This is a genomic window from Pseudolactococcus piscium (assembly GCF_002441695.1).
GTDB classification, from domain to species: Bacteria; Bacillota; Bacilli; order Lactobacillales; family Streptococcaceae; genus Pseudolactococcus; species Pseudolactococcus piscium.
Genome location: NZ_JXJW01000004.1, coordinates 1 through 12,640 on the forward strand (window position 1 = coordinate 1; position 12,640 = coordinate 12,640).

At 39.2% G+C, this 12,640-nt stretch carries 10 protein-coding genes and 1 tRNA gene; 4 read left to right on the forward strand and 7 right to left on the reverse strand.

Annotated elements, in window-relative coordinates:
• Positions 1–51 precede the first annotated feature (51 nt).
• Both RU86_RS02740 and RU86_RS02745 read right to left on the reverse strand, forming a co-directional pair.
• Positions 52–1,422 (reverse strand): MFS transporter, encoded by a 1,371-nt coding sequence (locus RU86_RS02740; protein ID WP_179296184.1) that lies wholly within the window; start codon positions 1,420–1,422, stop codon positions 52–54.
• A 240-nt stretch (positions 1,423–1,662) separates the two neighbouring features.
• A complete protein-coding gene (locus RU86_RS02745; RefSeq protein WP_245810459.1) occupies positions 1,663–2,118 on the reverse strand; it encodes an ASCH domain-containing protein in 456 nt (151 codons plus the stop codon).
• Positions 2,119–2,471: 353 nt separating this feature from the next.
• On the opposite strand from RU86_RS02745, the gene RU86_RS02750 reads away from it, so the two are divergent.
• On the forward strand, positions 2,472–3,041 hold the full coding sequence (locus tag RU86_RS02750; protein WP_096813952.1) for a hypothetical protein: 570 nt from the start codon (positions 2,472–2,474) through the stop codon (positions 3,039–3,041).
• A 96-nt stretch (positions 3,042–3,137) separates the two neighbouring features.
• Here the strand turns inward: RU86_RS02750 and RU86_RS02755 are convergent.
• The 4 genes from RU86_RS02755 to RU86_RS02770 form a co-directional block, all read right to left on the reverse strand.
• Positions 3,138–3,225, reverse strand: a tRNA-Ser gene (locus RU86_RS02755).
• A 54-nt stretch (positions 3,226–3,279) separates the two neighbouring features.
• Positions 3,280–4,287: a diacylglycerol kinase gene (locus RU86_RS02760; RefSeq protein WP_096813953.1), complete on the reverse strand. Its 1,008-nt coding sequence runs from the start codon at positions 4,285–4,287 to the stop codon at positions 3,280–3,282.
• The gene (gene ligA, locus RU86_RS02765; protein ID WP_096813954.1) at positions 4,284–6,251 is read right to left on the reverse strand and encodes an NAD-dependent DNA ligase LigA; all 1,968 of its coding nucleotides are present in this window, start codon (positions 6,249–6,251) and stop codon (positions 4,284–4,286) included. Before ligA ends, RU86_RS02760 begins: the two co-directional genes overlap by 4 nt.
• The gene (locus RU86_RS02770) at positions 6,208–7,539 is read right to left on the reverse strand and encodes an MATE family efflux transporter (protein WP_096813955.1); all 1,332 of its coding nucleotides are present in this window, start codon (positions 7,537–7,539) and stop codon (positions 6,208–6,210) included. The genes ligA and RU86_RS02770 overlap by 44 nt, the downstream gene beginning before the upstream one ends.
• A gap of 353 nt (positions 7,540–7,892) precedes the next feature.
• Here RU86_RS02770 and licT point away from each other — a divergent pair, with 353 nt between their 5' ends.
• From licT to RU86_RS02785, 3 genes are all read left to right on the forward strand, one after another.
• Complete coding sequence (licT, locus tag RU86_RS02775) at positions 7,893–8,732, forward strand: BglG family transcription antiterminator LicT (RefSeq protein WP_096813956.1); 840 nt, start codon at positions 7,893–7,895, stop codon at positions 8,730–8,732.
• 93 nt (positions 8,733–8,825) lie between these two features.
• Entirely contained in the window at positions 8,826–10,706 is a 1,881-nt protein-coding gene (locus tag RU86_RS02780) for a beta-glucoside-specific PTS transporter subunit IIABC (protein WP_096813957.1), read from the forward strand.
• A gap of 38 nt (positions 10,707–10,744) precedes the next feature.
• On the forward strand, positions 10,745–12,175 hold the full coding sequence (locus RU86_RS02785; RefSeq protein ID WP_096813958.1) for a 6-phospho-beta-glucosidase: 1,431 nt from the start codon (positions 10,745–10,747) through the stop codon (positions 12,173–12,175).
• Between the two features lie 94 nt (positions 12,176–12,269).
• Here the strand turns inward: RU86_RS02785 and rbfA are convergent, their stop codons facing one another.
• Positions 12,270–12,620, reverse strand: a complete 351-nt coding sequence (rbfA, locus tag RU86_RS02790) for a 30S ribosome-binding factor RbfA (protein WP_047915889.1) — start codon at positions 12,618–12,620, stop codon at positions 12,270–12,272.
• Between the last annotated feature and the right edge of the window lie 20 nt (positions 12,621–12,640).

Genomic DNA, 12,640 nt, shown 5'->3' on the forward strand with positions numbered 1-12,640 from the left:
CGTCATGAGGGCCCCTCTCTTTTATATCAATATGTTTTGACCAGTCAGTCATTAATCATCTGATTTAGAAAATAGTCGTAGACAGCCGATAAAAGCAAGCCCCATCAAACCTAGGATAACAAGCATGGCAATTTTTGAGCCTAGTGTTGTTGCGTTTTGTAGGGATAGGTGACTATTTTTCTGAACAAAATTAATAATCACTGCTACGAGGGCTGTTGCAACCGCTCCTGCAAATTGTTGTAAGGTATTGAATACTGCATTGCCATCACTCTGCAAGTCTTTGGCAATTTGGTTCATGCCTACAGCCATTAAATTACTATAGCATAGGCCAATACCAATCATATAGAAGACATGACCAGCAACGACACCTAATGCACCAATATGACCTAATGAGAAACTAAGTCCCCCCCAACCTATCATCGTGATCAGGATACCAATCAATATGGGCCGTTTCGCACCGAATGTATCTAGTAGTTTTCCAGAAATTGGTGCTAAAATCGCACCAATCAAAGCACCTGGAATCATGACTAATCCAGATTGAAATGCTGATCCACCACGCACGATTTGAATGTAATTCGGCACGATGAATGAGATACCTAACAACATCGTTTGACAAATCAAGAAGCCGAATAAAAACAGTCTAAATCTAGGTAGCTTGAAGAGTGATAGTTGAATCAATGGTGATGGGTTACTTTTTGATCCCTTATAAAAGATAGCAAAACCAATCACAGTAATCACTAAATAAACCAAGCTGATTAATTGCTCAATGTTACTTAGGAAGAACAGTGCACCGCTGAACATCAGAATCACACCTAATAAACTTGTTTTATCCAAGGTTTCAGTTGTTTCAACTGCTTCTTTTGGTATGGCGAATAGACCAAGGACTAGTGAAAGCAAAATAATGGGAATTAAGAGTAGAAAGATTGCATGCCATGTGTAATTGGTTGAAAGAAGTCCGCCATAAGTCGGTCCTATTGCCGGTGCGACTGAGGTAATCAAGAAGCCTAAGCCAATCATGGTCCCTCTTTTATTTAGCGGGGCATAGGTTAGGATGATATGAAACATAAGTGGCAATGCGATACCCGTCGCCAAGCCTTGGAAAAATCTACCCAATAGTAGGATGATAAATGATTTAGCCGTATAGTCTGTTAACAAACCTAAGAAAAACATCAGATTTGCAAATAAGAACAGGTATCTGAGTGGGAATTTCTTTATCAAATAACTTGATAGGGGGACAGTGATAGAAATGACTAATAAGTAAATGGTTGTAATCCACTGAATACTGGCTGTTGACACCTTAAACTCAGACATAAGTGTTGGGAATGTCACAGTCATCGCTGTTTCGATTAATACGCCACAAAATGACATAATGCCACTAGCTAGTAAAGCTAAACCTAACTTTAATTCTTTTTTATTTTGCAATTGGATCACCTTTCGATCGTTTAATTTTAAATCATTTGAAGAAAAATAAAAATAGAGGGATTTCTATTTCTAGAAACCGCCTCTATTTCGGCATTATTCAGTTCATCTGTAAAAGGTTGCCCTCTATAGATGCGTGTCAAATGCTATCTGTACGATTGATACCTTACTAAGTTATCATAATTACTTAATAAAATCAACATAATCAACCTGAACATGAATAGGATAAAAGACATTTTTCAGTTATTTGTATAGTAACTGAAATTTCTCAAATACAACTAAGGAAGCAGGGGTAAACTTAATGCCACTTTCGGGTGTATAGGCATGTGTGAAAAAGTCAATATGTGCCCGACGCCAATAAGCCAATGTCCTATCTCCTTCTGATTCTAGTAGGGCATGATGCGCTGTCACATCATTAAAAGGTAATACCTCTATAGCCGTATTAATAACGACCGATGTCGGCCGACCTTTTCCATCTAAAATCACACAGACATCCCCTACTTTAGGGAGGGGTTCATTTTCTACTTCATAGGCTTGGTATAAACTCGTGGTACCTTGCTTATGACCAGCAACAACCAAAGCTGCCAGCTCATCTGCCATCACTTCCCCACCACCAAAGGCATAAGCTGCTATGTCTTGATCTTGATAGGTTGGATTTTGCTGCTTAAAATTTGCGATATAGCTTGCTAACTCAGTCATTTGATAAGGCCATCCTTTTGATTTTCATGTTGGGGGCACCAACATTATTTTTATACATTTTCTTCTATATAGCGTTTATATTAATAGTATTTATATTGAATCATACATTTTTTTACTAGCAGACCCTAAACCAGACCCTATTTTACTGAACACTATCCTGCTCAATCAACTTAACCAGCAACTGATCAAGGATCATTAATTTGTATCACCTACAGTATATCATCTTTTAGAGTTACTTATCTACCTACATTTTAAAATTATTGCACTTATTTATACAAAATCGTTAATTATTGATAATTCAAAGTATACAAAATATATGCTATATTATTTGAAAATGAATAAGGTGGTTGACTATGTTTGTATCACATTTTACGAAGCGAGAATGGTTAAAAATATCGAGAAATTTTTACTTTGATTACTATTGGAAATATGCTATATCGTTAAAAAAGAAAAAATTATTATTATATCTTGGTTTTATATACCTTATTCTACTTGTTTTTTTCTTCAAATATTCCCCATCCTATTGGACTAAACTAACATTAGCTATTATATTTTTGATGTGTTTAGCACCATTCTCTACTATGTTGATTTGTTCACCTACTACATTAATCTGTTTTTACAACATGCCTTCAGAAGAGGAAAAAGAAAAAATAAAGACAATTTATGGCGTTACACATAATAATCCATACGGGCTATCATTGGACTATGAAAGAAATATCTTATTAAGAAACAGGCCTTATGACGTTTTGATTGACACAACCGACTACTTCCTGGTTTACAGTTTCGAAAACGCACGACGCCCTAGGCCCACTACGCTATTAGTCATAAAAAAAGAGGAAAACAAAAGTGAGATAGGTGATGAAGGTCAACATTTTTTGAAATTAGTACTTCCTCATTGTAAAAAATATATAAAGAAAGCCTGATTAAAATATTAAACAGGCTTTCAAATCGCAGACAGACCCTAAACCAGACCCTAAAAATAAAGAACCCTTATTTTAAAAGGGTTCTTTTCGTATACAAGGAAAGCACGGGATTCGAACCCGCGCACGTATTGCTACGTCTAACGCCTTTCCAAGGCGTCCCCTTAAGCCACTTGGGTAACTTTCCATTTAAAATTCTCTCAACAGAGAATTTTAGGTCTATCTATGCTATTAGAACTGATTATGCATCAAGTTCATTTGATTTTTCAACTTCTTTGGCAAATTTATTGGCAACTGCTTCAAGCATCAAATCAGTTTCATCACCGATATAGTTATCATCATCTATTTCATCCAAATTAGCAAACATTTCGATGTGATTTTTAAGATTAAGCAGTGTAATAGGCGCATCCCCACCATACTCGCCATCCAAATTAAGCATCATTTTATCATCGGTTTGTGGTTCAATCTTAATTTCACTTGTTTTGATATACTCAATTTTCTTGTCTTCTATGTGTTTTCCACCATTGATGACGAGTCCAATCAAGTGGATCATTTCAAATAAGTTAGCTGTTTTAACTAGAATGAGGGTAAACAGGCCATCATCTAACTGCGCATCTGGTGCAATTTGCTCAAACCCACCTACCGAGTTGGTGAGGGCAGCAAAAAACATAGAAATTTCCCCATCAAATACGCCATTATCATGTGTAATTTTGATTGGGACTGCTTTTACACGTGGGAGTAATTCTGCACCTTTCGCTAGATAGGCCAGATAACCAAATGCTGTTTTAAGTTGTGATGGCACACTATACGTTAACTCCGTTAGTGACCCACCAGCAGCAATATTAATAAAATAGTGATCTTCGCCTGCACGACCAATATCGATATTTAGTGTTTGATCCTTACCGATAATTTTGGCTGCTGCAACTGGATTGTTGCGTGGTATTTTTAGCGCACGCGCAAAATCGTTAGTCGTTCCTGCTGGAATAATGGCTAGTTTCGGTCTTGTTTCGAGTGGCGCAATCCCATTAACGATTTCATTAATCGTGCCATCACCACCTGCTGCGATAATTAACTCAAACCCAGCTTCTGCAGCCCGTTTAGCCTCATTTTTAGCCGAATTTTCGTCAGCCGTTGTCGCAAAAGCTGATGTCTCATGACCGAAACCCTCTAAGACATCTAAAATTTCTGCGATATTTTTTTTCATCGCTTCCTGTCCTGATGTTGGGTTATAGATCAGTCTCGTTTTCATAGTTTGATTAGCTCCTCTTCGCTCCATACGTCAATTCCCAATGCTTGGGCCTTGGCTAGTTTACTGCCAGCATCGCTTCCAGCGACTACTATATCCGTATTTTTAGAGACACTTCCTGTCACATTAGCCCCTAAGGTCTCCAGTTTTTGCTTGGCTTCTAATCTCGTCAACTGGGCGAGTTTTCCTGTCAAGACAACATTTTTCCCTGATAATGGGGCATCGTCACGTTTAATTGGCCCTAAATAGTCGAAATTCAGGCCAACTTCTGCTAACTCAGACAGTAATTTTTTAGTCCCATCCAAGGCAAAATAAGTGGTTAAGCTCTCCGCTAATACACCACCAATAGTGGGGATAGCAGATAACGCCTCAGCACTCGCTTTTGAAATAGCGGTTAAATTTGATAGACTCTCAGAAATAATTTTGGCTGCTTTAGCACCTACGTGGCGAATGCCTAGGCCAAAAATTAATTTCTCTACTGAATTTGCCTTAGATGCTTGAATCGACTGGTACAATTTTTCAGCAGATTTTTCCTTGACTTTATCAAGTTTCAATAAATCAGCTACTGATAACTTGTACAAGTCTGACACATCCGTGATCAATTGTTTATCAAACAGTTGTGTCACAACAGCGATGCCTAAACCAGTGATATTCATAGCACCACGGCTTGCAAAATGAATCAATTTTTCCCGAATTTGTGCAGGACAAAGTGGATTAACACAGCGTAGTGCGACTTCTCCTTCAAAATGTTGCAAACTTGCCTGACAATCCGGACAAGTTGTTGGGATTGCTAAGATGACTGAATCCTGCTGTCGCTTATCTAACAAGACGCGCTGAACAGCTGGGATGATATCTCCCGCTTTGTAGATAATGACTTTATCTCCTAAACGGATATCTTTTTCTTTAATATAGTCAACATTGTGCAGCGTCGCGCGTGCAACTGTTGTTTGCGCGAGTAACACTGGCGTCATATTCGCTGTTGGTGTGACAACTCCCGTTCTACCAACCGTCCAGTCGACACTTAAAATGTCTGTTTCAGCAAGTTCTGCAGGAAATTTATAGGCAATTGCCCATTTTGGAAACTTAACTGTAAAGCCTAAGGCATCTTGTTCAGATAAGTTATTAACTTTAATCACCACCCCATCGATATCATAGGCAAGTGACTCTCTCAACTCTGATACTTTTTCGATGAAAGCCCAGATTTCAGTCATATTCGTCGCAAAAACACGTTGCTCATTAACGACTAAACCTAACTTTTCTAGATAGCTTAATACCGCTTCCTGGGTGTCATTTGTTGCTGGGCTAGCTTCCTGATATAAAAATGTTGCTAGACCACGTTTGGCGACAACTTTAGTATCTAGCTGTCTCAGGGTTCCCGCGGCAGCATTTCGCGGGTTGGCAAATGCTGCTAAGCCTTCTTCTTCTCGTGATTGATTGAGTTTTTGAAAATTTTTACGAGGTAAGTAGGCTTCACCACGGACGACAATATCGATCGGCTCAGTCAAAACCAAAGGGACGTCCTTTATTCTCTTGACTTGCTCTGTGATATTTTCACCGATACTCCCATCACCTCGAGTGGCCGCAGTTTGTAGTACGCCACCTTCATAAACGAGGGATAAGGATAAGCCATCTATCTTGAGTTCGCAGATATACTCAGGATTCTCAACTAGCTTACGAACACGATTATCGAATGCCTCGACCTCTTCACGAGAAAAGGCATCCTGCAGACTAAAAAGTTGGTAGGCATGGGTATATTTTTCAAATCCTGATAAAACGACGTCGCCTGTTCTATGGCTTGGAGAATCTGCACGAACTAAGTTTGGATGGGCATCTTCTAGCGTAGTCAGCTCTCTATATAATTGATCATAGGCAGCATCTTCGACTAATGGTGCGTCTAAAGTATAATAAGCATGCGCATATTGGTTAAGTTGTTCTGTTAATTCTTTGATTCTTAAGTCGACGGTCATACCTTAATTTTAACACAAAAAATCGAAAAATATTGTCTAAAACAGTTGCAATCCACACACCCCATAAGCCAAATCCCAATCCTGTACCTAGAAGCCATGCACAGCCAATCCGTATCGTCCACATACCAATCAAGGTCGCATAAAATGGTGTTTTAGCATCACCCATGGCTTGTAATGCGGCAGTATAGATGATGACACCCGACACGATAGGTTCACTGATAAATGAGATGAAAATCACAATACGAGCTGCCGATATAGCCGTCGCATTATCTGTAAAGAAACTGATGAAAACAGGAGAAATAGCAAAGATGACCCCACCGAGAATGGTACTCAATATGGCAGTGATGACAAACGATTTTTTAGTGAGTGAGCTGATCTCTGCTTTGTTTTTCTGTCCAAAAGCGCGGGCGATTAAAATACTAGCCCCCGTCGCAAAGCCAAAAGCAGGCAGATAATTATAGGCTGTGATTGTCTCGCCAATGGCATTTCCCGCGAATACATCTGTCCCATAGACGATGATAATCACAAATATCACGATATCACCTAGTCTCATCATCAATCGCTCACCCATAATCGGTAGTGCTCTCTTGACAATCTCACTTTTGAAGAGATGTAATTTCCCAGAGAAAAGCTGCCCCTCTATTCTGTGACTTGTTTTCTGTAGTGCCAGCACTAGCATGACAACACCAACAAGTCTCGCTAATGCCGTCCCAATACCTGCACCGAGAATACCAAGTTTTGGCAATCCGAATAACCCGAAAATCAAGATCACATCAAAGATAAAGTTCAAAATGTTGACAACGATATTGATCATGAGGGGTAGCTTAGGTCGACCTGCACTCCTAACCAATTGACCTAAAACAATCATTAAGACCATCAAAATACTCGTACCTGCAACAATCCTTAGGAAAATGACCCCTTGCGATAGCACAGCACCTTTTGCGCCCAATGCCAACAGAATTGGGTGGGCAAAAAGGAGTGACATAACCGAAAATACACCACCCACTACGAGTGATAGCACGATAGCTGTTCTCACTGTTTCTGATAGTTTATCCGTTTGCTTCTCCCCAGTGATACTTGACACAACGGTTATCACCGCTACTGCTAAAGCAATAAAGACTGCTTGATAGACAGCCATTACCCCATTTACTAGGCTGACTGCAGAGACAGCTACGAGTGATATTTTAGCAATCAAAACACTATCAACAAATCCGACAGTTGTCTGTAAAATATTTTCAAATACAGCTGGTAAAGCATAATTGATCAGTTCCTTAGAATTTTTTTTCATATCCTACTTTCTATATAAAAACGATTACTTAGTATTTTTCACCTGATGATAAGGTAGGTCTTACTATTATAGCTTATCATAATCGCTTTCTCAACAAAGCAGTGCTATCGTTAAAGCACTACCCGACCTTGTTTTTCCTATATCATATCATGTGTTTGCAAGATTTGAGGGCAGATATAAATCAGTCATCTAGACGATAACTAGCAGCTAGTTTTTTTATATTAAATTGACAACGCTTTCTTTTTATGCTTTAATAGCATGAGAAGTGAAGATTGTTACTGGCGTTCATGCAGGCTATACTTTATTTCAGAAACAGCATTTTATCAGCTAGCTGGTTGAATCTCACTGAGGAGATGTATGGAAGTAAAAAAGTAATTAACAATAACATTATCAAGTCTACTAACGACGACGGTCAAGACATTTTGGTAATGGGTAAAGGCATTGGCTTTAAAAAAGCGATTGGCGATGAAATTGATGCACAATCGATTGAACAAATCTACACAAGTCATACTGATGTGACCACGAATAAATTGACACAGCTATTGTCAAATGTCCGTTTGGAACATTTACAGGTAGCTAATGAAATTATTGGGTTTGCAAAAGTTTCTCTAGGAAAAAAACTCAATGAGAACATCTACCTGACTTTGACCGATCATATTGATTACGCAATCGAACGACATGCCGGCGGTTTACCTGTCAGTAATGCCCTTTTATGGGAAATTAAACGTTTCTATAATCATGAATATTTGATTGGCAAGGAAGCATTATCGATGATTCAGAATCGATTAGGTGTTTCATTACCAGAAGATGAGGCCGGCTTTATTGCCTTGCATATCGTTAATGCTGAACTTGATTTATCACAGGTCAATCAAGTTTCTGAAATGATGAAAATCATTCAGACTATCGTCAATATCGTCAAATATCATTATAAGACAGATTTAGATGAATATACCTTACACTACGAACGGTTCATCACACACCTGAAATTTTTTGTGCAACGTTTATTTAGTGGAGTAGAATTAGATAAAGACAAAGATGAAGGCTTCTTGTTTATGTTAAAAGATAAATACCAAGCAGAATATCTTTGTGCTTTAAAAATTCGAGAGTATATCTTAAAAGAATTTGATCGAGAGTTAAAAGAAGACGAGATGATTTATCTCACGATTCACATTAGAAGAATTACAAATAACTAAAGGATTGTTACGGTGAGAAAATCACGGGCTATACCTAAGAAAAACTTCGATTGAAGTTTTCTTAGGTATTTTATTTTACAGGAGAAATTGCAAATGAATTATCAAGAGTTAGCAGATAAAATCATCGACTATGTCGGTGGTCAGGAAAATATTGGCGGTCTAACGCATTGCGCGACTAGACTACGTTTTAATCTGAAGGATGAGACGAAAGCTCAGACACAGAAAATCAAAGATACGACAGGTGTCATGGGCGCTGTTTCAAAAGGTGGCCAGTACCAGGTCATCATTGGCAGTGATGTTGGCAGTGTCTACAAAGAGATTCTAAAAAAAGTACCTGCCTTAGATGGGCCTAGAGAAACACCTGAAAACGACAATCGCAACGTTGCAGCAAAGGTTATTGACACAATTACCGGTATTTTTACACCTATCTTGCCAGCGATTACTGCAGCAGGTATGTTAAAAGCTGTGCTATCTTTGTTAGTCGTCTTTAAGTTAATTGATAAAACAGGACAAACCTACATCATTATCGATTTTATGGCGGATGCAGCATTTTATTTCTTGCCAATCTTACTAGCTGCTTCTTCTGCACAAAAATTCAGAACTAATATGTATCTGGCTATGATGCTGGGTGGTGTTTTACTCCATCCCAATTTCATAGCTATGGTCAATGTGATCAAAACGTCTGGTAAAGGCAGCATTCACTTATTTGGCTTACCTATTTCACCAGTTACTTATGGGTCATCGGTCATTCCGATTATTTTAACGGTTTGGTTCATGTCGTATGTAGAACCGATTGCGGACCGTGTCTCTCCCAAAGTGATTAAGTTTTTCAGTAAACCTTTGCTGACAATCGCAATCGTGGGGACTGTTTCTCTTGTCATCATTGGCCCATTTGGCTATTTAATCAGTGATGCCATCTCAACAGGTATTAAAGCATTAGAAGAATTTAGCCCATGGTTAGTCCCAACAATTATTGGCTCATTTACCCCTTTATTTGTTGCAACTGGTACCCACTATGGCCTAGTCCCAATCGGGATCAATAACCGGATGGCCGCAGGATATGATACTGTGATTTATCCAGGTATGTTAGCCTCAAACCTCGGACAGGGCGCTGCATCTTTAGCGGTTGGCTTGAAAAGTAAAGATTCAACAATCAAACAATTGGCTGCATCAGCAGGACTGACAGGATTATTTGGTATTACAGAACCAGCATTATATGGTATCAACCTAAGATTCAAAACACCACTTTACGCAGCAATGGTAGGTGGCGGTCTTGGCGGTTTATTTATGGGGATTAGCCGCGTAAAAAACTTCACCGGCGGAGCACCTGGCTTACTGACACTACCAAGTTACATCGGAAATGATACCTTGAAATATTTATATCTTGCTTGTATCGGTTCAGCAATTAGTATTGTGATTGCCTTTGTGGTATCTTATATTCTGTATAAAGATCCCATTGTTGAGGTAGCACCCGAAGTAGAAAACGATGTAACAACAGCACCGACATCAGCTATTGGGGATATCGTAAATGTTGCCACACCTGTAAAAGGTGAAGTGATTACCTTAAAAGCTGTAGCTGATGGGATGTTCTCTGAAGAAATTTTAGGAAAAGGATTTGCTATAAAACCAGTAGAAGGTATCGTTTACGCACCATTTTCTGGCGTGATTACTGCTGTTTTCGACTCAAAACACGCGATTGGCTTAACAAGTGATACTGGCGTTGAACTATTGATCCATGTTGGTATTGATACTGTCCAACTAAATGGAGAAGGCTACGAGTATGCTGTAACAAAAGGACAACAAGTAGCGTTAGGCGATAAACTAATCACCTTTGATTTGGCTAGCATATCTGAAAAAGGATACGATACTGTTGTCCCTGTTGTTGTCACAAATTCGTCAGATTTTGGTGACATCATCACTTTGACAAAAGCCTTATCTGAGCCTGGTGAAGAGGTGATGAAAGTCATTCGCTAATCACAACTTAATCAACAAACAAATGGAGGAATTATCGTATGTCTTTTAGAAAAGATTTTTTATGGGGTGGTGCAACTGCTGCCAATCAATGTGAAGGTGGTTACAACGCAGGTGGTCGTGGTTTAGCCAACGTAGACTTAGCACCGGTTGGAGCTGATCGGTTTTCAGTAATCACTGGTAAAAAGAAAATGGTTGATTTTGACAGCCAACATTTCTATCCAGCCCAAAATGCAATCGATATGTACCATCATTACAAAGCTGATATTGCTTTGTTTGCAGAAATGGGATTTAAAACGTATCGCTTATCTATTGCTTGGACCCGCATCTTCCCATTAGGAGATGAAACTGAACCAAATGAAGCAGGTCTAGCATTCTATGAAGATCTCTTTAAAGAATGTCGTAAATATAATATTGAACCATTGGTAACGATCACGCATTTCGATTGCCCCATGCATTTAGTCGAGAAATATGGCGCTTGGCGCAGCCGTGAAATGGTTGGTTTCTACGAAAATTTATGTCATGCCATTTTCAATCGGTATAAAGGTCTGGTCAAGTATTGGTTGACTTTTAATGAAATTAATATGATTCTACATGCCCCATTCATGGGCGCCGGCTTGTACTTTGAGGATGGAGAGAATCAAGAGCAGGTCAAATATCAAGCAGCACATCATGAATTAGTGGCGAGTGCAATTGCGACTAAAATCGCGCATGAAGTGGATCCAGAGAACCAAGTGGGTTGCATGTTAGCGGCTGGCACAAACTATGCTTATACCTGTAAACCAGAAGATGTTTTAGCAGCTCGTAAAGCTGACCGTGATAACTTTTTCTTTATAGACGTCCAATCACGCGGTGAATATCCAGCCTATGCGCTAAAAGAGCTTAAAAGACAAGGGATTGAGCTGCCGATTGAAGATGGGGATCTTGCCTTATTAAAAGCCCATACAGTCGACTTTATCTCATTTTCTTACTATGCGTCACGTGTGCAATCAACAGATCCCAAAATCAATGAAAAAACAGCAGGGAACCTTTTCGCCTCTGTCAAAAATCCATACTTAGCTGCCAGCGAATGGGGATGGCAGATTGACCCACTAGGCCTACGCCTCACAATGAACGATTTGTATGATCGCTATCAAAAACCACTGTTCATCGTCGAAAATGGCTTAGGTGCCGTTGACGTCCCAGATGAAGCTGGCTACGTTTCCGATGACTATCGAATTGACTACCTAGCGGCGCATATTCAAGCCATGAAAGATGCGGTAGAACTTGATGGTGTTGATTTATTAGGCTATACCACTTGGGGCTGTATTGACCTTGTATCCGCTGGAACGGGTGAAATGAAAAAACGATATGGCTTCATCTATGTTGATCGTGATAATGCAGGTAATGGCACCCTAAAACGCTCGAAGAAAAAATCATTTGACTGGTATAAAAAAGTAATCGCATCTAATGGCGAAGACTTAACGAACTAACTCATGATCAAAAGCAGGCCTTAACTTTTTATCTTTTCTGAATGCTAAAACAAAAAAAGCAGTCAATTCTGATCGAATTGGCTGCTTTTTTATGTTAATCTTTATTCAAGTTTCTTAAGAGTTCATCAATTTTTCCGCCATAAGCCACAGATTCATCTTTGGCAAACGTTAAGTCTGGAATTTTATAAAGTGTCATGCGTTTAGCAAGTTCACTTTTAATTGCACCAGTTGCCTTTTTAAGACCTGTTTTAGCTTTTTCATTATCAGATGCAAGATCTGATAAAAGACTATAATAAATCGTCGCTTGACTCAAGTCACCTGTAATTTGAACGTCAGAAATATTAACGTCCTGTACGCGTGGGTCCCGGATTTTTAAGCGCAAAATATCGTTGATTTCACGCATGAGTTCAACCGCAACACGGTCACTACGATGTGTATTTGACATCTTTTTTCCCCTTCATCCCA